The sequence below is a fragment of the Microbacterium sp. NPDC078428 genome, assembly GCF_044542535.1.
Taxonomy (GTDB): domain Bacteria; phylum Actinomycetota; class Actinomycetes; order Actinomycetales; family Microbacteriaceae; genus Microbacterium; species Microbacterium limosum.
Genome location: NZ_JBITUP010000003.1, coordinates 68,908 through 87,851, shown reverse-complemented (window position 1 = coordinate 87,851; position 18,944 = coordinate 68,908). Strand labels below are relative to the sequence as shown.

The window sequence follows — 18,944 nt, the reverse complement described above, 5'->3', positions numbered from 1 at the left end:
CTCAGCCTCCCTGCGTGGCGCTGACGATCTCGACCGCGTCGCCCTCGGCGAGACGCTCGTGCGCCCACCGTGCGCGGGGGACGACGACGGAGTTGACGGCGACGGCGATGCCCAGAATCGTGCCGGCGGGGAGGGCGCCGTCCGCCCCGATCCGAACGCCGAGGATCCCTTCCATCAGGTCGGCGACCGACTGAGGAGCGGACGTGTGATGGGGTTCGCCGTTGACGGTGATCGTTGTCATCGGTGGGTCCCTTCTGCCGTTTGATCGGCGTGAGTGGTGAATCGATCGGGACGGAACGCGTCCCAGCGGTGATCGGGGTGGCCGTCGATGAGACCCAGGACGATATCCGCCGCGAGCGGCGCGAGAAGGACCCCGTGGCGGAAGAAACCCGTCGCCACGGTCAGTCCGGCCACGGCGGCGCCGCCCCGCCCCAGGACGCGCCCCAGGAGGGGTGCGTTGTCCGGCGTGCCCTGTCGCGCCCTGACCGTCGCCTCGATGAGCGACAACTCCCCCACCGCCGGCACCACCTGCTGTGCGTCCCGAAGGAGCCGGTGAACGGCCCCCGCGGACACCGCATCCACTCCGTCCTCGCGCTGCGTCGCACCGACGACGAGGGTGCCGTCGGCGCGGGGTACCAGGTAGACGCTCTCACCGTGGACGAGGGCGCGTACCGTGCTGTGAAGCAGCGGCCGGAGCCGGTCGGGCACCCGGAGCCTGAGGATGTCGCCGTACACGGGTCGCAGCGGCAGGTCGAGACGCCCCGGAACCCCGTCGATGGCGCTGGCTCCGGCACCGTTGGCGAGCACGACCTCCGCCCCGACGACCTCCGTCCCATCCGAGAGCCGGACGCCGATGACAGGTGAGTCGTCGTCCGCCCGGTCGCGATGCAGCAGCGCCACCGCCTGCTCACGCGCGATACCCACCTGACGCCCTTGCCCGTCCGGCCTCTGGAGGCGGTCGAGCAGGCTGGCCGCGAGCATCCGCGGGTCGACCTGGTGGTCGCCCGCCACGCGGTAGACGCTGCTCACCCGCGGGCCGAGCAGCGGTTCGCGAGCGCGCGCATCGCGCGTCGTCAGCGGCTCGACGTCGAGCTGCGCACGACGGTGCGCGGCGTGGAGATCGGCCAGGGCCTGACGGTCCCCCTGATCGACACCCACCAGCAGCGTTTCCGTGCGGAGGTAGCCTGCCGCCCCTTCGACGAACTCCAACTCGCGGATGAACCCGGGGTAGCGTGCGGCGGACTCCCGCATCGCCGGAAGGAGCGCGTCCTCCTGGTAGTGGTACTCGCTGACGGGTGCGAGCATGCCCGCCGCCGCGAACGTCGCACCCTGGGCGGGGGCGGGGTCGATCAACAGCACGGAGCGTCCGGTCTGCGCCGCGCGCCAGGCGATGCTCAATCCGATGACCCCGCCGCCGACGACGATCACCTCGGCGGTGGGCCGGCCGCCTCGGGCCGGATCCACCGATAGGGTGAGCCGATGTCCATCGCCGCTGCACGCCTCTATCTCTGCACCGACGCACGAGCCCGTCAGGGCGACTTCGCCGACTTCGTGGATGCCGCGTTCTCGGGCCGCATCGACGTCATCCAGCTGCGCGACAAGTCCTTGGAGGGCGGCGAGCAGCTCGACGTCCTGCGCATCCTCGCCGACGCAGCGGCCCGTCACGACGCGCTCTGGTCGGTGAACGACCGCGCCGACGTCGCGCGCGTCACCGGCGCCCCCGTCCTGCACCTCGGTCAGAAGGACCTTCCCGAGCGGCTCGCCCGGACGGTCGTCGGACCGCGGACGATCCTGGGCAAGTCCACCCACACCCCCGAGCAGATCGACGCCGCCGCAGCCGCGGACGACCTCGATTACTTCTGCGTCGGGCCAGTCTGGGCGACACCGACCAAGCCCGGCCGCGCTGCGGTCGGGACCGAGCTCGTCCGCTACGCGGCGGGCATCGGCACGCGGCGGCCGTGGTTCGCCATCGGCGGCATCGATACGTCGAACATCGAGGAGGTCGTCGCCGCAGGCGCAGAGCGTGTCGTCGTCGTCCGCGCGATCACCGATTCCGACGACCCCGCCGGCAGTGCGCGACGACTCCGCGCCGCGCTGCCCGGGATCTTGCCAGCCGGGGCTCCCTGATATCTCGGCGTGGCGCTCGGCCCGACTTCCGTTCGGGTGAGCCATGCCCGGCGCCTACTGCTCGCGCAGCGCGCGGTGGGCGTGACGTCGGTGCGCGCGAACGCGCGATGAATGGACGGACTTCATAGGGCGACTCCTACTTCCTTCGCCGGCATGACCCGGACAGGTTCGAACGGTCGCGGGCCGCGTCAGCCCGATCTCAGCCCTTGCGAGGGCACCCGTGTGGATAGCCGCAACCCTACCGCAGTCGCGCGTCGTCAGTCCTCCAGCCCCGCGCCACCCGTCCGCCCCCGTCGGCCTGCCGGGACGAAGCTCCCCCACCGACGGGAGTGCATCGAGGTCGTCCGACGACCCGCGACTTCGCGCACGCGGGAGAGCGAAACGACAAAACCCCCGAATCAACGGGGGTCTTCGTCTTGCTGGGGTACCTGGACTCGAACCAAGAACAACTGAACCAGAATCAGCCGTGTTGCCAATTACACCATACCCCAAGGGGTGTCGGCCGAAGCCGTACCGAGGGTCAAGTCTAGTCGACCGTCGGACCCACACCAAACCGGCGCCCTACCGGGCGCGCCGCTCCACGAGCGCAGCGAGGCGTCGAAGCGTCTCCGCCTTGCCGAGCAGCTCCATCGACTCGAAGAGCGGCGGCGAGACGCGGCGACCGGTCAACGCGACGCGCGGCGGCCCGTACGCCACGCGCGGCTTCAGGCCGAGGCCCTCCACGAGCGCGCTCGCGAGCGCCTCCTGCACGGCCGCCGCAGTGAACTCCGACTCCGGCACCACCTCGAGCGCGCCGACGCACGCCACGAGCACCTCGTTCGCGTTCTCGGGCAGGCCCTTCAGCGCGTCCTCGTCATATGCGATCTCGTCGACGAAGAGGAAGCCCAGCATCCCCGGCACGTCGCCGAGCAACTGGACTCGCTCCTGCACGAGGGGGGCGGATGCCGCGATGAGCGCTCGCTGCGCCTCGGTCGGCGGCTGCGCCACGAGGCCGTCTGCCACGAGGTACGGGACGATGCGCTCCGCGAAATCGTCCGGGTCAAGCATCCGGATGTGGTCGCCGTTGATCGACTCCGCCTTCTTCTGGTCGAAGCGGGCAGGGTTGGGGTTGACGTCCGCGATGTCGAAGGCGGCGATGAACTCGTCGAGGGAGAAGACGTCGCGGTCAGGCGCGATCGACCAGCCGAGCAAGGCGAGGTAGTTGAGCAGGCCCTCGTGGATGAAGCCCTTCTCGCGCTGCAGGAACAGATCGGCCCGGGGGTCGCGCTTGGAGAGCTTCTTCGTCCCGTCGCCGAGCACGAGCGGCATGTGGCCGAAGCGCGGGATGAACGTCGTCACGCCCGCGTCGATGAGGGCGCGGTACAGCGACAGCTGCCGGGCCGTCGAGGGCATGAGATCCTCGCCGCGCAGCACGTGCGTGATGCCCATGAGCGCGTCGTCGACCGGGTTGACGAATGTGTAGAGCGGGATGCCGCCAGCGCGGACGATCACGAAATCCGGGAAGGATCCCGCCGGGAAGGTCACCTCGCCGCGGATGAGGTCGTGGTACGTGACGTCCTCGTCGGGCACGCGCAGGCGCCAGGCGGGTTCTCGCCCCTCGGCGCGGAACGCCGCCTTCTGCTCCTCGGTGAGGGTGCGGTCGAAATTGTCGTAGCCCAGCTGCTTCGCGCGCCCGCTGGCCTCGTTGCGGGCGTCGATCTCCTCGGCCGTCGAGTAGCTCTCGTATACGGCGCCCGCCGCGATGAGCTTGTCGAGCACCTCCCGGTAGATCTCGTGCCGCTGCGACTGCCGGTAGGGCGCGTGCGGTCCGCCCTTCTCGACGCCTTCGTCCCAGTCGATCTTGAGCCAGGTGAGCGCGTCGAGCAGCTGGCGATAGCTCTCCTCGCTGTCGCGCGCGGCATCCGTGTCCTCGATCCGGAAGACCATCGTGCCGCCGTGGTGGCGCGCGTACGCCCAGTTGAACAGCGCGGTGCGCACGAGACCCACGTGCGGCAGGCCCGTCGGCGAGGGGCAGAAACGAACGCGGACATCCGCACCGACCGCGGTGGTCGTGGGATACGGGGTGGGGGCAGCGGGGGCGTCAGACATGGCCGCTCCAGCCTAGTCGCGCACGGGGTGCGCGACGGATGCGCGAGCCCTCGGACGGTGGGCGGCGGTCAGCCCCGCGACGCCGGCCGCCAGACGACCACGAGACCGACGACGACCGCCGCGACGGCGAGGATCGAGACGAGGGCGAGCCCGCTGTAGCCGATCCAGCCCAGCACGACTCCCGCCGAGATCGCTCCGCCGGCCCCCACGAGGTTCATCGTCAGGTCACTGCGACCCTGGCGACGCGTGCGCAGCTGCTCCGCCGTCGCCTCCGTCAGCAGGGCGGACCCCGCCACGGTCGCCGCGCTCCAGCCGAGCCCCAGCAGGACGAGCGAGACGGTAACGGCCGCCTGCGCCTCGGCCCAGAGCCACGCCGTCAGGAGGGACGCCAGCAGCAGCGCCTGCCCGATCGCGACCGTGGGGACCCGGCCCAGGCGGTCGGCGAGGATGCCGAAGACGGGACTCAGCGCGTACATGCCCGCGATGTGGAGGCTGATCGTCAATCCGATCACCGTCAGCGCCGCGCCGTGGTGCTGCAGGTGCACCGGCGTCATCGCCATCACCGCGACCATCACGCCGTGGCTTGCCGCGATGGCGAAGATGGCGAATCGCGCCACGCCCGGCCGATCGGGACGCATGACCGCTCCCGCGGCCGAGTCGGCGGGGGTGTCCGCACGCAGGCGATCCGCGAGCATCAGCGGGTCGGGCCGCAGGGCGAGGAGATACAGCCCGATGGCGAGCAGCTGGGCGACGATCGTGAAGACGTAAGGCCCCGTCAGCGGCGGCATCCCGAACACCGCCCCGATGCCCTCCCCCGGACCGACGAGGTTGGGGCCCAGCACGGCGCCGACCGTGGTCGCCCATACGACGATCGACAGGTCGCGCCCGCGGGTGCGGTCGGTGGCGAGGTCGGTTGCGGCGAATCGCGACTGCAGATTGGCGGCCTGACCGGCCCCGATGAGCGCGAAGGCGACGAGGAGAAGCGGGAACATGCGGGTGGATGCCGCGGCGATCACGAGGGCGACGCCGACGAGGGCGATCCCCATGCCCGAGGTGAGGGAGATCCGCCGGCCGCGCCGTCGTGCGAGCGCCGCGAGCGGGATGGCAAGCGCCGCCGCCCCGAGGGTGACGGCGGCCGCGGCGAGACCCGACAGCGCGTCGTCGCCGGAGATATCCGCCGCGAGCACGGCGCCGAGCGCGATCGTGGCGCCGAACGCGACACCGCCCAGCACCTGCCCGAGCGAGAGCACCCACAGGATTCGCACCCGTGCGGCGGCGACGACCGATGCGGCGGTCGTCGCCGGACCCTCAGGCATCCCGTACGGGATTGCGCAGGAGACCGAGCCCGGGGATCTCGATCTCGACGACGTCGCCCGCCACGATCGGGCCGACGCCCGCCGGCGTGCCCGTCATGATCAGGTCGCCCGGGAGGAGCGTGAACGCCGCCGAGGCGTACGCGATCACCTCGGCGACCGAGTGGATCATGTCCGAGACGGGACCGTCCTGCTTGACCTCGCCGTTCACGCGGGTGACGATCCGCGCCTGCGCGAGGTCGAGGTCGGTCTCGATCGCGGGACCGATCGGGCAGAAAGAGTCGAACCCCTTGGCGCGTGCCCACTGTCCGTCGGACTTCTGCAGATCGCGCGCGGTCACGTCGTTGCCGATCGTGTATCCGAAGACGTAGCCCGCGGCATCCTCGACCGAGACGTTGCGCGCGACGCGGCCGATCACCGCGACGAGCTCGCCCTCGAAATCCACGCGCTCGCTGATGCCCGGGCGCACGATCGCATCGCCGGGACCGATCACCGAGGTGTTGGGCTTGAAGAAGAGCAGGGGCTCCGCGGGGGCCTCGTTGCCGAGCTCCGCCGCGTGATCGCGGTAGTTGCGACCGACGCCGACCACCTTCGAGCGCGGGATGACGGGAGCCAGCAGCTGCACCTCACGCAAGGGGACGCGCTGGCCCGTCGTGTCGAAACCCGCGAAGAGGGGGTCGCCCGCGAGCACGACGATGTCGGTCTCGTCGACCACGCCGTAGCGGATGGACTCTTCATGGCTGAACCGCACGATCTTCACCCGGACAGCCTACTGTCGACGCTTCGGCGGGCTACGGCAGCGCGCTTCCTGGTCGACAACAGGAGAACGCCCCGGAACAGGACGATCTGCGGAGGATCCCCCTGTTTTCGGGCGTTCGCCTGCGTTCGCGCGGGGGGAACCCCGAAGAACGGGCCCTCGGCAGACGCCTCAGGCGTCCAGGCGCATCAGCCAGCCGTGCTTGTCCTCGCGCCGGCCGTACTGGATGTCGGTGAGCTCCTCGCGCAGCGAGAGCGCCAGCTCCCCCGTGGGCTGCTCGTCGAAGAAGTCGCGGCCCTTCAGCATCCCGATCGGGGTCACGACGGCGGCGGTGCCGCAGGCGAACACCTCGACGATGTCGCCGGATGCCACCCCCTCGCGCCACTCGGCGAGCGAGACCGCGCGGCCCTCGACCTTGTGCCCGCGATCGCGGGCGAGCTGGAGGATGGAGTCGCGCGTGATCCCCTCGAGGATCGACGGCGACTCGGGCGTCACCAGCGTGCCGTCCTTGTGGACGAACACGACGTTCATCCCGCCGAGCTCCTCGACGTTGCGGTCGGCGTCGAGGAAGACGACCTGGTCGCACTCGTTCTCGTACGCCTCGGACTGCGGCAGCAGGCTCGCAGCGTAGTTGCCGCCGGTCTTCGCCGCACCCGTGCCGCCCTTGCCCGCCCGCGCGTAGTCCTCGCTCAGCCAGATCGACACCGGCTGCACTCCGCCCTTGAAATAGGCGCCGGCGGGAGAGGCGATGACGTAGTAGGCGACCTTGTGCGCGGGACGCACACCGAGGAACGCCTCCTTCGCGAACATGAACGGCCGCAGGTAGAGGCTCTGATCCGCGCCCGAGGGCACCCAGTCGCCGTCGACGGAGATCAGCGCGCGCAGCGACTCGATGAAGTACTCCGCGGGCAGCTCCGGCAGCGCGAGCCGGCGCGCCGAGCGCTGGAGGCGGCGCGCGTTCTGGTCGGGGCGGAAGGTGTGGATCGACCCGTCGGCGTGACGGTACGCCTTGATGCCCTCGAAGATCTCCTGGCCGTAGTGGAGCACCGAGGCCGCCGGGTCGAGGCTGATCGGGCCGTAGGGCTGGATCCGGGGGCGGTGCCAGCCACCGCGCACCGACCAGCAGATGTCGACCATGTGATCGGTGAAGCTCGACCCGAAGCCGGGGTTGGCGAGGATCTCCTCGCGCTGGGCCGGGGACTTCGCGGCGAGGTTCTTCGTGACGGCGAACTGCAGCGGCGTGAGTCCGGTGTCGGGGTCGGAGTCGATGAGGGTCATGGCTGTCCTGACGGTCGGTAGGTGGACGGCGCCCGCGTCGCCCTGGGCTCCAGGTTACGCCTGCAGCCGGGCGGCGATCGCGTCGCCGATCTCGCTCGTGGTGCGTGCGGTGCCGGTGCGCGCCGCGATGTCGGCCTCGACGGCGCGGGTGACGCGGGAGGCCTCCTCGGCGAGGCCGAGGTGATCGAGCAGCAGGGCCACGGAGAGGATCGCCGCCGTCGGGTCGGCCTTCTGCTGCCCGGCGATGTCGGGCGCCGATCCGTGCACCGGCTCGAACATCGAGGGGAACGCGCCGTCGGGGTTGATGTTCCCGGATGCCGCGAGACCGATCCCCCCGGTGATCGCACCGGCCAGATCGGTCAGGATGTCGCCGAAGAGGTTGTCGGTGACGATGACGTCGAAGCGGGACGGGTTCGTGACCAGGAAGATCGTGGCCGCATCGACGTGGAGGTAGTCTACGGCGACATCCGGGTGTTCCGCGGCAACGGCCGCCACGACGCGCTGCCAGATCGATCCCGCGTGAACGAGCACGTTCGTCTTGTGCACCCACGTCAGCTTCTTCGAGCGTTTCTCGGCGAGGTCGAACGCGTGACGCACGACCCGCTCGACGCCGAAGGCGGTGTTGACCGAGACCTCGGTCGCCACCTCGTGGGGGGTTCCGCGGCGCAGCGCACCGCCGTTGCCGACGTACGGACCCTCGGTGCCCTCGCGGACGACGACGAAGTCGACCGAGCCCGCGTCGGCGAGCGGCCCCGGCACCGAGGGATACAGCACCGACGGACGCAGGTTGACGTAGTGGTCGAGCTCGAACCGCAGCTTGAGCAGCAGACCGCGCTCGATGTTGGCGCCCTTCAGCCGAGGATCGCCCGGGACCCCTCCGACGGCACCCAGCAGGATCGCGTCGTGGCCCTTGATGGCCGCCAGGTCCTCGTCGGTGAGCGTGTCGCCCGTCTCGAGGAAACGACCGGCGCCGAGCGAGAACCGCGTCTTCTCGACCGTCACCTCCGTGCCGGCCACCGCGGCATCCAGCACCTTCTCGGCTTCCGTGACGACTTCGGGACCGATGCCGTCACCGGGGATGACGGCGAGTGAGACGACGCGCGACATTGTGCAGTTACTCCTGGGGGACGATCCGGCGGGACCCTCCCAGGCTAGCGGCCGCGACGATGGCGGCGAGCACGATCAGGCCCGCGCCGATGAGCGACGTGATCACGACTCCCCCGTCGAAGGCGTGGGCCGCGGCGTCCCGGAGCTGGGCGCCCATCGCGGGCTCGAGCGAATCCGCCGCGTTCACCGCTCCCGCGAGCGTCTCGCGTGCCGCATCGGCGGCGACGGCGGGGATGCCGACGGGCAGATCCAGCGCGGCGCGGTAGTACGCCGTCAGGATGCCGCCCATGATGGTCGTGCCGAGCACCGCGCCCAGCTCGTACGCCGTCTCGGAGACGGCGCTCGCCGCTCCCGCCTTCGCGGCGGGCGCGCTCGAGAGGATCAGCTCGTTCGACACCGTCTCGGCCATGCCGATGCCCGCCCCGAGCGTCATGAACGCGACGATCAGCATCGACAGGCTCTGCGCGTCCGTCGTCAGGGCGACGATCAGGTAGCCGAGCACCGACAGCGAGAGCGCGGCCGGCACGAGGATGCGGGCCGGGAGTCGACGGGCGAGCGGCACGACGCCGAGACCGGCGGCGATCATGACGGCGAGGCCCGGCAGCAGCGCGATGCCCGCCTCCATGGGGCTGAGCTCGAGGACGAGCTGCAGGTGCTGCGCGACGAAGTAGAGGAAGCCCACCAACCCGATGACGCTCAGGAGGTTCACCAGGACCGCACCGCTGAACGTGCCGCGGCGGAAGAGCGCCATGTCGAGCATGGGGTCGGCCGCGCGCAGCTGCCGGCGCACGAAGAGCGCCCCGGCGACGGCGCCCAGGGCGAGCAGCCAGGGGGCCGGTCCCGTGAAACCCTCGACCGCGAGGGACTTGATCGCGTACACGACGGGCACCATGGTCGCCAGCGACAGCAGGATGCTGATCGGGTCGATACGCCCGGGGCGGGGGTCGCGGCTCTCGGGGATGAGCAGCGGGACGGCGACGAGGAGCGGGACGAGCACGGGCACCGCGAGCAGAAAGACCGAGCCCCACGCGAAGTGCTCGAGCAGGAACCCGCCCACGATCGGCCCCAGGGCCATGCCGGCGCTGAACCCCGCGGCCCACACCGCGATCGCGAGCCGGCGCTGCTCGCGGTCGCGGAAGATGCTGCGCAGCAGCGACAGCGTCGAGGGCATGAGCATCGCCCCGAAGACGCCGAGGCCGGCGCGGGCGGCGATCAGCAGCTCCGCCGTCGGCGCGAAAGCGGCCAGCACCGAGAGGATGCCGAACCCCGTCGCACCGATGAGGAGCAGGCGGCGGCGGCCGAAGCGGTCGCCCAGCGTCCCCATCGTCACGAGCAGACTCGCGAGCACGAGCGGATAGGCGTCGATGATCCACAGCTGCTGAGCGCTCGTGGGCGCGAGATCCAGCGCGATCTGCGGCAGGGCGAAGCTCAGAACCGTGTTGTCGACCGAGACGAGCAGCACGGGGAGCATGAGCACGGCCAGCGATACCCAGCCGCGCCAGCCGACGCGCTCGGAGACGCCGGACGCGAGGGGGATGTCGATCGTGTGAAGAGCCATGATTCCGTCGCTCGTTTGTAAACCGTCCAGTCGGTATAGTATCAGGATGCCCTCCCCCGCGTCCACGCCGCCACGGCGGATACGATCGAGACCATGAGCCGACCGCCGCGCGCGCGCGAGAGCGTGCTCGACGCCTTCGAGACCCTCGTCATCGACGAGGGCGAGCGCGCCGCCACGCTGGATGCCACGGCGCGCGCAGCCGGCGTCTCGAAGGGCGGACTGCTCTACCACTTCTCGTCGAAGGACGCCCTCGTCGAGGGGCTGCTCGAGCGGCTGCGGGTGCTGTCCGCCGACGACATCGAGCAGATCAAGGGCTCCCCCGAAGGACCCGTCGCGGCCTTCATGCGCACATCGATCATGACCGACTCCCCGCTCGACCGTGTGATCGTCGCCGTCTCCCGCCTCGCACAGAACGGTCATCCCACGGCGGGCGCCGCGATCCGCGAGCTGCGCGTGCTGTGGGAGGACGCGCTGCGCCCCCACGCCCGCGACGAGACCGCGCTGCAGCTGATCATGCTCGTCAGCGACGGCCTCTACTTCAACAACGCCCTCACCGTCGGATCCGTGTCCGGCCCGGTGCCCGAGGGCGCCGAGCTCGACGCGCTCATCGCGCTCGTGGAGTCCTCCGCCGGGCGCTGACCCCGGCATCCACTGCCTTCGTCACCGTGCGAAACACCACGTCCGCGGCGAGCCACCACGTGATGCGTGGTGTGTCGGCGCGGAAATGGTGTCTCGCGGGCGGGGAGGACGCGGGGGGGGCGTCAGGCCTCGGTGATCTCGATCTGGCGGAACAGGTCGGCGCCCACGGCCTCGCGCAGCTCGTCGAGGATCTGCTCGGGCACCTGGCTGTCGACCGTGAGCACCGAGAGGGCGCGCCCGCTCGCGTCGGGGTGGGCCACCTGCAGGCTCTCGATGTTGATCTGCGCGTCGCCGAGCTTCTTGCCGTAGATCGCGACGATCCCCGGGCGGTCGGCGTACCGCATCACCACGTGATGGCGCGCGATCGGCACCTCGATCTCGTAGCCGTCGATCGAGACGACCTTGGGAACCATGCGCGTGCCGGCGAGCGTGCCCGCCACCGTCAGCACGCTCCCGTCGGCCAGCGAGCCGCGCAGCACCGTGATGTTGCGGTAGAGCGGGCTCTCGGACTCGACGATCATGCGGGTCTCGATGCCGCGCTGTTCGGCGAAGAGCGGAGCGTTCACGTACGAGACGTTCTCGCTGACGATGTTCGTGAAGATCCCCTTGAGCGCGGCGAGCCGGTACACGCTGACGTCGTAGGCCGCGAGCTCGCCGCGCACCTCGATGTCGAGGCTCGTGAGAGCGCTCGGCGCGAGCGCCGCGAAGAACTGGCCGAGCTGCTCGACGAGCGCGATGCCGGGGCGCACGAACGGGTCGATCACGCCGCCGGCGACGTTCACGGCATCCGGGACGAGGTCGCCCTCGAGCGCGAGCTTCACCGACTTGGCGACAGAGACGCCCGCCTTCTCCTGGGCCTCCTCCGTGCTGGCGCCGAGGTGCGGCGTCACGACCACGTTGGGAAGCGAGAGCAGACGGCGGGCCGGCGAGTCCTCTGCCGGCGGCTCGGTGGAGAAGACGTCGAGACCCGCACCGGCGATCTGGCCGGTCGTGAGCGCGGTGTACAGCGCGTCCTCATCGACCAGGCCGCCGCGAGCGACGTTGACGACGAAGGCGGAGCTCTTCATGGCGGCCAGCTGCGTCGCGCCGATCATCCCCGTGGTCTCGGGTGTCTTCGGCATGTGCACCGTGACGAAGTCGCTCTCGCGCAGGACGTCGTCGAACGAGAGCAGCTCGACCTGCAGGTGCTGCGCCCGCGCCGGGGTGACGTAAGGGTCGTAACCGACGACCCGCACGCCGAAGGCCCGCAGGCGCTCGGCGACGAGCGCGCCGATGCGGCCGAGTCCGAAGATTCCCACCGTCTTCTCGTAGAGCTCGGTGCCCGTGAACGAGCTGCGCTTCCACTCCCCGGCGGAGAGCGAACCGTGCGCCGCGGGAATCCGACGGGCGAGGCTCAAGATGTGACCGACGGTCAGCTCGGCCGCCGAGATCACGTTCGAGGTGGGCGCGTTCACGACCATGACGCCCGCGGCCGTTGCGGCCTTGATGTCGACGTTGTCGAGACCGACCCCGGCGCGCGCGACGACCTTGAGGACCGGGGCCGCGGCTAGGGCCTCCGCATCGACCTTCGTCGCGGAGCGCACCAGTACCGCATGCGCCTCCCCGAGCGCCGCGAGCAGCGCGGGGCGGTCGGTTCCGTCGACGTATCGGACGTCGAAATCGGGACCGAGCGCATCGATCGTCGCGGGCGAGAGTTCTTCGGCGATCAGCACAACAGGCTTCGTCACGGGGATCCTTCGGGACGCACGCCGGCGGGTGAGCGCGGCGCAGGGCGGTGCAGGGATGCCGCGCCGCACGCCAAGGGGGCGAGGCCTAATGAGCCTATCGGCTGCGCCGGGGGGCCGTTGACCGTGTGACGCAGCGCGTGCGACGCGGCCTCATCCGATCACGGCCGAGGTGTTCAGACTCGTATAGGCGACGACGTTGAGCCAGAACACGCCCACCAGCGCCAGCCCCGTGAGCAGGACGAGCGCGTAGGTGCCGGTGCCGCGGCGCCACGAGAGCGCGAAAGCGCACGCGAACACGATGGCCGGCATCAGGATCGCGAAGATCCAGATCAGCCAGCCGAGGCCGTTCAACCCGATCTGAGCCGCCGCCACGGTGTTGCCGATCGCCTGCCAGATCGCGTAGGCGTAGAAGAGGCCGAGCACTCCCCCGATAGCGACGAGGATCCACACCGGGGTGCGGCGCCGGTCGTCCGATCCCACTGCGCTCATGCGCCCACCGCTCCGATCATGATGAAGGGCCACGGCACGAGGAGGACCGCTCCCGCGGTCAGCCACGCCCAGCGCGCCCATGCTCGACCGCCGCGCGTGGCGAACAGGACGGTGCCGAACCAGATGAGGGGCGCCGCCGCGGCGAGCCACAGCGCGCCCTGGTACATCGCGTCGGTAACGAGCACCCGGTACTGCCCCTGGAGCCGCAGGCCGCCGATAAGCCAGCCCACGGCGAAGAGCAGGTACACCCCGCCCAGCACGCCGAGCGCGACGAGGGACGCATTGCCGAGCCCTGCCGGCTCCTCCGCCTCGGCGGGCGCCGCGGCATCCACCGGGCTCTCCTCGGCGGGCCCTCGGTCCCCGGCGCCGTCGGCGCTCGCGGCACCGTCGCTCCCCGTGCCCACTGCACGCCAGCCGGCGGGCAGCTCGTCCTCGGGTGCGGCCGGCGAGGCGGACCGGACGGCGTCCTCCCGGGGCGAGGTGACGAGCGTGGGGTCGTCGTCGCCGTCCCAGGAGAGTGCGTCGTCCTCGCGTCCGGTGGTCACGGATCCAGCGTAGCCCGCAACGACAGACCCGGCCGCCCCGCCCCTTGATGCGGGGACGGGACGACCGGGCGAAAGCCGTGCCGGATGGGAACGGCTGGTCAGTGTCGGATCAGCGCGCGGCGGATCCCTCGACGTAGTCGGAGTCCTGCTGCTTCCACGCGAACAGCGCCCGAAGGTCCTTGCCGACCGCCTCGATGGGGTGCGACGCGGCCTTCTCGCGCAGCTCCCGGAACTCCACGGCGCCGTTGTCCTGGTCGCCGATGAAGCGCTCCGCGAAGGCGCCGGAGCGGATGTCGGCGAGCACGCCGGCCATGTTCTCCTTCACGTGCGGGTCGATGACGCGGGGGCCCGACACGTAGTCGCCGTACTCCGCCGTGTCGGAGACCGACCAGCGCTGCTTCGCGATGCCGCCCTCCCACATCAGGTCGACGATGAGCTTGAGCTCGTGGAGCACCTCGAAGTACGCGATCTCGGGCTGGTAGCCGGCCTCGGTCAGCGTCTCGAAGCCGTACTGGACCAGCTGCGACACGCCACCGCAGAGCACCGCCTGCTCGCCGAAGAGGTCGGTCTCGGTCTCCTCGGTGAAGGTGGTCTTGATGACGCCGGCACGGGTGCCGCCGATCGCCTTCGCGTAGGACTTGGCGATGTCCCAGGCCTGGCCCGACGCGTCCTGCTCGACGGCGATGATGTCGGGGATGCCGCGGCCCGCGACGAACTCGCGACGCACGGTGTGTCCGGGCGCCTTGGGCGCGACCAGGATGACGTCGACGCCCTCGGGTGCCTCGATGTACCCGAAGCGGATGTTGAACCCGTGCGCGAACGCGAGGGTCTTGCCCGCGGCGAGATTGTCCTTGATGTGGTCGTTGTAGATCGAGCGCTGGTGCTGGTCGGGCGCCAGGATCATGATGAGGTCGGCCCACGCCGCGGCATCCGCGACGCTCTTGACCTCGAACCCGTCCTCCTCGGCCTTGGCCGTGGACTTCGAGCCGTCCTTGAGGGCGATGACGACCTCGACGCCCGAGTCGCGCAGGTTCTGCGCGTGAGCGTGGCCCTGCGAGCCGTAGCCGACGATCGCGACCTTCTTGCCCTGGATGAGCGAGAGGTCGGCGTCGGCGTCGTAGAAGATCTCTGCCATGGGGTTTTCTCCTTGATTCGGAAGCGGTGGTCGTTACGTCTCGCCGCGCTCGCCCAACGACCGGTGGGCGGGCGGCGCGGATCCTCAGCCGCGAAGGACGCGCTCGGTGATGCTCTTGCCGCCGCGGCCGATCGCGAGCTGGCCGGACTGCGCCAGCTCCTTCACCCCGAAAGGCTCGACGGCACGCAGGAAGGCCTCGACCTTGCCGCGGTCGCCCGTGACCTCGATCACGAGGGCATCCGCCGCGTAGTCCACGATCGACGCGCGGAACAGATTGACGACCTCGATGACATTGGAGCGCGTCGCGTTGTCGGCGCGCACCTTCACCAGCACGTGATCGCGCAGCACCGACGAGGCGGGGTCCAGCTCGACGATCTTGATGACGTTGACGAGCTTGTTGAGCTGCTTCGTCACCTGCTCGAGCGGCAGCTGATCGACGTCGACGACGACCGTGATGCGCGACAGGCCGGGCACCTCGGTCACCCCGACGGCCAGCGATTCGATGTTGAAGCCGCGGCGGGCGAACAGCCCCGCCACGCGCGTCAGCAGACCGGGCTTGTCCTCCACGAGGAGGCTCAGGACGTGCGTGCTCACGATCAGTCCTCCTGCTCGCCGAAGGACGGCGAGTGCTCGCGGGCGTACTGGACGTAGCTGTTGCTGACGCCCTGCGGCACCATCGGCCACACCATAGCGTCGGCACTCACGACGAAGTCGATGACGACCGGGCGGTCGTTCGTCTCCAGGGCCGTGCGGATCGCGGCATCCACGTCTTCTTCCCTCTCGACCCTCAACGCGAGACAGCCGTACGCCTCGGCGAGCTTGACGAAATCCGGGATCCGGATCGAGTCGTGCCCGGTGTTCAGGTCGGTGTTGGAGTAGCGACCGGAGTAGAAGAGCGTCTGCCACTGGCGCACCATGCCGAGCGAGGAGTTGTTGATCACGGCGACCTTGATCGGGATGTTGTTGATCGCGCAGGTCGCGAGCTCCTGATTGGTCATCTGGAAGCAGCCGTCGCCGTCGATCGCCCAGACGACGCGTTCCGGCTCGGCCACCTTCGCGCCCATGGCTGCGGGGACCGCATAGCCCATCGTGCCGGCGCCGCCCGAGTTGAGCCACGCGTTGGGGCGCTCGTACTTGATGAACTGCGCCGCCCACATCTGGTGCTGGCCGACGCCCGCGGCGTAGACGCCCTCGGGGCCGGTGAGCTCGCCGATGCGCTGGATCACGTACTGCGGGGCGAGCAGCCCGTCGCTCGTGGGCGAGTATCCCAGGGGGAATTCCTCACGCAGCCCGTCGAGGTACGACCACCACTCGGAGATGTCGGCGCGGCCCTCGGTCGTGGCGCCCGCGAACGCCGCGTCGAGGTCGACGAGGACGTCCTTCAGGTCGCCCACGATCGGCACGTCCGCCGTACGGATCTTGGAGATCTCGGCCGGGTCGATGTCGACGTGCACCACCTGCGCCTTGGGGGCGAACAGCGCCGCCTTGCCGGTCACGCGGTCGTCGAAGCGGGCACCGAGCGAGACCAGCAGGTCCGCCTCCTGCAGGGCGAGCACCGCCGGCACCGTCCCGTGCATGCCCGGCATGCCGAGGTGCTGAGGGTGCGAGTCGGGGAAGGCGCCGCGGGCCATCAGGGTGGTCACGACCGGCGCACCGGTCGCCTCGGCCAGGCGCAGCAGCTCCTCGGCCGCCCGCGCTCGGACCACCCCGCCCCCGACGTACAGCACCGGCTTGCTCGCGGTCGCGAGGAGCTGGGCAGCCGCCTGGATCTGCTTGCCGTGGGCCTTCGTCACCGGGCGGTACCCGGGCAGGTCGATGCGCGGAGGCCAGACGAAGGGCGCCTCGGCCTGCTGCGCGTCCTTCGTGATGTCGACGAGCACGGGGCCGGGCCGGCCGGTGGAGGCGATCTCGAACGCCGCCGCGATCGCGCCGGGGATGTCCTCGGCCGTCTTGACGAGGAAGGAGTGCTTCGTGATCGGCATCGTGATGCCGACGATGTCGGCCTCCTGGAAGGCGTCCGTGCCCATCAGGTTGCTGAAGACCTGACCGGTGATGGCCACGATGGGGACCGAGTCCATGTACGCGTCGGCGATCGCCGTGACGAGGTTGGTCGCGCCGGGGCCGGACGTCGCGATCGCGACGCCCACCCGGCCGGATGCCGCGGCGTAGCCCTCGGCGGCGTGCCCTGCGCCCTGCTCGTGCCTCACCAGGATGTGGCGCACTCCGGTGGAGTCCATGAGCGGGTCGTAGACGGGCAGGATCGCCCCGCCCGGAAGGCCGAAGACATCGGTGACGCCGAGCAGCTCCAGTGAGCGGACGACGGCCTCGGCGCCCGTGAGCACGGGCGCGGATGCGGTCCGGGCGGGCGGCCGGGGAACGGCCGTGGCAGATTCGGCGGGCATGGTGGGATTCCTCTCCGCGAGAGATCGAGCGGGATGGGGTGGCCGCGGTTACCCCGTGACGGCGCCTTCCGCGGCGGAACGCACGAGCTTGGAGTACTTGGCCAGAACGCCTCGGGTGTAGCGCGGGGGCAGGGGCTCCCAGCCAGAGCGGCGGGAGCTCAGCTCTGCCTCATCGACGAGTAGGTCGAGAGTGCGAGCCGCGATATCGACCCGTATCAGATCACCATCGCGCACGAAGGCGATGGGACCGGCGTCCACCGCTTCGGGTGCTATGTGGCCGATGCACAGGCCGGTTGTGCCGCCTGAGAATCGTCCGTCTGTCAAGAGTAGTACATCTTTCCCGAGACCCGCGCCCTTGATGGCGGCCGTGATGGCGAGCATCTCGCGCATCCCCGGACCGCCCTTAGGGCCCTCGTACCGGATGACGACGACGTCGCCGGCCGAGATCTCCCCCGCCTCGAGGGCGTCCATCGCGGCGCGCTCTCGCTCGAACACGCGGGCCGGACCCTCGAACACGCTCGCGTCGAAGCCGGCGGTCTTGACGACGGCGCCGTCGGGCGCGAACGAGCCGTGCAGGATCGTCAGCCCGCCGGAGGCGTGGATGGGGTCGTCGAAGCGGTGGATGACCGTGCCGTCGACGGGGTCGGGGTTCAGGTCGGCGAGGTTCTCGGCGAGCGTCTTGCCCGTCACGGTGAGGGCGTCGCCGTGCAGCAGGCCCTCATCCAGCATCGCCTTCATGACGACCGGGATGCCGCCATGGCGGTCGACGTCGTTCATGACGTACTTGCCGAACGGCTTCATGTCGGCCACGTGGGGGACCTTGTCGCCGATGCGGTTGAAGTCGTGCAGGTCGAGGTCCACCTCGGCCTCGTTAGCGATCGCGAGCAGGTGCAGCACGACGTTGGTCGAGCCGCCGAGGGCCATCGCGAGGGCGATGGCGTTCTCGAACGCCTCCTTGGTCAGGATGTCGCGCGTCGTGATCCCCTGGCGCAGCAGGTTCACGACCGCCTCGCCGGAGCGGTGGGCGAAGTAGTCGCGGCGGCGGTCGGCCGAGGGCGGGGCCGCGGAGCCGGGCAGGCTGAGGCCCAGGGCCTCCGCGACGGAGGCCATCGTGTTGGCCGTGTACATGCCGCCACAGGCACCCTCGCCGGGCGCGAAGGCGCACTCGATGCGCTTGAGGTCGGCCTCGCTCATGCGGCCCGACAGGCACGCACCGACACCCTCGAACGAGTCGATGATCGTGATGTCCTTCTCGGTGCCGTCGCTGAGCTTGACCCAGCCCGGCGCGATCGAGCCGGCGTAGAGGAAGACGCTCGACAGATCGAGGCGGGCGCTCGCCATCAGCATGCCGGGGATCGACTTGTCGCAGCCGGCCAGCAGGACGCTGCCGTCGAGACGCTCGGCCATCATGACGGTCTCGACGGAGTCGGCGATGACCTCACGCGAGACGAGCGAGAAGTGCATGCCCTCATGACCCATCGAGATGCCGTCCGAGACGGAGATGGTGCCGAACTGCAGCGGATATCCGCCGCCCGAGTGCACTCCCTCCTTCGCACCCTGCGCGAGGCGGTCCAGGCTCAGGTTGCAGGGGGTGATCTCGTTCCAGCTCGACGCGATGCCGATCTGGGGCTTTTCCCAGTCCGCATCGCCCATTCCCACCGCGCGCAGCATGCCGCGCGAGGTGGTGGCTTCGATGCCGTCGGTCACGACACGGCTGCGGGGCTTGATGTCGACGGGCGCGCTGGAAGACGGGTCAGAGGGGTGGGCCATGCCCAAAGT

The 18,944-nt window shown here is 70.4% G+C and carries 17 protein-coding genes, 1 tRNA gene and 1 riboswitch; of the genes, 2 read left to right on the top strand and 16 right to left on the bottom strand.

Going from position 1 to position 18,944, the window contains the following annotated elements; all coding sequences use genetic code 11:
* Position 1: 1 nt before the first annotated feature.
* Together thiS and thiO are read right to left on the bottom strand one after the other, a co-directional pair.
* Positions 2–241, bottom strand: a complete 240-nt coding sequence (gene thiS / locus ACIGCK_RS06805) for a sulfur carrier protein ThiS (RefSeq protein ID WP_396664865.1) — start codon at positions 239–241, stop codon at positions 2–4.
* Positions 238–1,464: a glycine oxidase ThiO gene (thiO, locus tag ACIGCK_RS06800; RefSeq protein ID WP_396664863.1), complete on the bottom strand. Its 1,227-nt coding sequence runs from the start codon at positions 1,462–1,464 to the stop codon at positions 238–240. The genes thiS and thiO overlap by 4 nt, the downstream gene beginning before the upstream one ends.
* A gap of 15 nt (positions 1,465–1,479) precedes the next feature.
* Here thiO and thiE point away from each other — a divergent pair, with 15 nt between their 5' ends.
* Entirely contained in the window at positions 1,480–2,127 is a 648-nt protein-coding gene (gene thiE, locus ACIGCK_RS06795; protein ID WP_396664861.1) for a thiamine phosphate synthase, read from the top strand.
* Between the two features lie 123 nt (positions 2,128–2,250).
* A riboswitch (TPP riboswitch) is annotated at positions 2,251–2,359 on the bottom strand.
* Between the two features lie 187 nt (positions 2,360–2,546).
* Here the strand turns inward: thiE and ACIGCK_RS06790 are convergent.
* The 7 genes from ACIGCK_RS06790 to ACIGCK_RS06760 form a co-directional block, all read right to left on the bottom strand.
* A tRNA-Gln gene (locus ACIGCK_RS06790) sits at positions 2,547–2,618 on the bottom strand.
* A gap of 70 nt (positions 2,619–2,688) precedes the next feature.
* A complete protein-coding gene (gltX, locus tag ACIGCK_RS06785; protein ID WP_396664859.1) occupies positions 2,689–4,215 on the bottom strand; it encodes a glutamate--tRNA ligase in 1,527 nt (508 codons plus the stop codon).
* Between the two features lie 68 nt (positions 4,216–4,283).
* Positions 4,284–5,531: an MFS transporter gene (locus ACIGCK_RS06780; RefSeq protein WP_396664857.1), complete on the bottom strand. Its 1,248-nt coding sequence runs from the start codon at positions 5,529–5,531 to the stop codon at positions 4,284–4,286.
* Positions 5,524–6,288, bottom strand: coding sequence for a fumarylacetoacetate hydrolase family protein (locus ACIGCK_RS06775; protein WP_396664855.1), 765 nt, complete (start codon positions 6,286–6,288; stop codon positions 5,524–5,526). Before ACIGCK_RS06775 ends, ACIGCK_RS06780 begins: the two co-directional genes overlap by 8 nt.
* Before the next feature lie 168 nt (positions 6,289–6,456).
* Complete coding sequence (locus tag ACIGCK_RS06770) at positions 6,457–7,563, bottom strand: branched-chain amino acid aminotransferase (protein ID WP_330169700.1); 1,107 nt, start codon at positions 7,561–7,563, stop codon at positions 6,457–6,459.
* Between the two features lie 54 nt (positions 7,564–7,617).
* Entirely contained in the window at positions 7,618–8,670 is a 1,053-nt protein-coding gene (locus ACIGCK_RS06765) for a 3-isopropylmalate dehydrogenase (RefSeq protein WP_396664852.1), read from the bottom strand.
* Between the two features lie 7 nt (positions 8,671–8,677).
* Positions 8,678–10,228 carry an MFS transporter gene (locus ACIGCK_RS06760; protein WP_396664850.1) on the bottom strand — a complete coding sequence of 517 codons (1,551 nt, stop codon included), beginning with the start codon at positions 10,226–10,228 and terminating at the stop codon, positions 8,678–8,680.
* A gap of 93 nt (positions 10,229–10,321) precedes the next feature.
* Between ACIGCK_RS06760 and ACIGCK_RS06755 the strand changes: the two genes are divergently transcribed.
* On the top strand, positions 10,322–10,867 hold the full coding sequence (locus ACIGCK_RS06755) for a TetR/AcrR family transcriptional regulator (protein WP_330169703.1): 546 nt from the start codon (positions 10,322–10,324) through the stop codon (positions 10,865–10,867).
* 122 nt (positions 10,868–10,989) lie between these two features.
* On the opposite strand, the gene serA is transcribed toward ACIGCK_RS06755, so the two are convergent.
* From serA to ilvD, 7 genes are all read right to left on the bottom strand, one after another.
* Positions 10,990–12,594, bottom strand: a complete 1,605-nt coding sequence (gene serA, locus ACIGCK_RS06750; protein WP_396664848.1) for a phosphoglycerate dehydrogenase — start codon at positions 12,592–12,594, stop codon at positions 10,990–10,992.
* Positions 12,595–12,744: 150 nt separating this feature from the next.
* Positions 12,745–13,083, bottom strand: a complete 339-nt coding sequence (locus ACIGCK_RS06745) for a bacitracin resistance protein (RefSeq protein ID WP_396664846.1) — start codon at positions 13,081–13,083, stop codon at positions 12,745–12,747.
* Complete coding sequence (locus tag ACIGCK_RS06740) at positions 13,080–13,628, bottom strand: DNA polymerase III subunit gamma/tau (protein ID WP_396664844.1); 549 nt, start codon at positions 13,626–13,628, stop codon at positions 13,080–13,082. Before ACIGCK_RS06740 ends, ACIGCK_RS06745 begins: the two co-directional genes overlap by 4 nt.
* 109 nt (positions 13,629–13,737) lie before the next feature.
* On the bottom strand, positions 13,738–14,763 hold the full coding sequence (gene ilvC, locus ACIGCK_RS06735; RefSeq protein WP_330169707.1) for a ketol-acid reductoisomerase: 1,026 nt from the start codon (positions 14,761–14,763) through the stop codon (positions 13,738–13,740).
* Positions 14,764–14,847: 84 nt separating this feature from the next.
* On the bottom strand, positions 14,848–15,357 hold the full coding sequence (gene ilvN / locus ACIGCK_RS06730; protein ID WP_396664842.1) for an acetolactate synthase small subunit: 510 nt from the start codon (positions 15,355–15,357) through the stop codon (positions 14,848–14,850).
* 2 nt (positions 15,358–15,359) lie between these two features.
* Complete coding sequence (locus ACIGCK_RS06725; RefSeq protein ID WP_330169709.1) at positions 15,360–17,165, bottom strand: acetolactate synthase large subunit; 1,806 nt, start codon at positions 17,163–17,165, stop codon at positions 15,360–15,362.
* Between the two features lie 48 nt (positions 17,166–17,213).
* On the bottom strand, positions 17,214–18,935 hold the full coding sequence (ilvD, locus tag ACIGCK_RS06720) for a dihydroxy-acid dehydratase (protein WP_396664839.1): 1,722 nt from the start codon (positions 18,933–18,935) through the stop codon (positions 17,214–17,216).
* Positions 18,936–18,944 lie beyond the last annotated feature (9 nt).

What these genes read in the sequence shown, in the direction of transcription:
- thiS (WP_396664865.1), bottom strand. Translation starts at nt 241, where the DNA reads ATGACAACGATCACCGTCAACGGCGAACCCCATCACACGTCCGCTCCT.
- thiE (WP_396664861.1), top strand. Translation starts at nt 1,480, where the DNA reads ATGTCCATCGCCGCTGCACGCCTCTATCTCTGCACCGACGCACGAGCC.
- gltX (WP_396664859.1), bottom strand. Translation starts at nt 4,215, where the DNA reads ATGTCTGACGCCCCCGCTGCCCCCACCCCGTATCCCACGACCACCGCG.
- ACIGCK_RS06780 (WP_396664857.1), bottom strand. Translation starts at nt 5,531, where the DNA reads ATGCCTGAGGGTCCGGCGACGACCGCCGCATCGGTCGTCGCCGCCGCA.
- ACIGCK_RS06770 (WP_330169700.1), bottom strand. Translation starts at nt 7,563, where the DNA reads ATGACCCTCATCGACTCCGACCCCGACACCGGACTCACGCCGCTGCAG.
- ACIGCK_RS06765 (WP_396664852.1), bottom strand. Translation starts at nt 8,670, where the DNA reads ATGTCGCGCGTCGTCTCACTCGCCGTCATCCCCGGTGACGGCATCGGT.
- ACIGCK_RS06760 (WP_396664850.1), bottom strand. Translation starts at nt 10,228, where the DNA reads ATGGCTCTTCACACGATCGACATCCCCCTCGCGTCCGGCGTCTCCGAG.
- ACIGCK_RS06755 (WP_330169703.1), top strand. Translation starts at nt 10,322, where the DNA reads ATGAGCCGACCGCCGCGCGCGCGCGAGAGCGTGCTCGACGCCTTCGAG.
- ACIGCK_RS06745 (WP_396664846.1), bottom strand. Translation starts at nt 13,083, where the DNA reads ATGAGCGCAGTGGGATCGGACGACCGGCGCCGCACCCCGGTGTGGATC.
- ilvC (WP_330169707.1), bottom strand. Translation starts at nt 14,763, where the DNA reads ATGGCAGAGATCTTCTACGACGCCGACGCCGACCTCTCGCTCATCCAG.
- ACIGCK_RS06725 (WP_330169709.1), bottom strand. Translation starts at nt 17,165, where the DNA reads ATGCCCGCCGAATCTGCCACGGCCGTTCCCCGGCCGCCCGCCCGGACC.
- ilvD (WP_396664839.1), bottom strand. Translation starts at nt 18,935, where the DNA reads ATGGCCCACCCCTCTGACCCGTCTTCCAGCGCGCCCGTCGACATCAAG.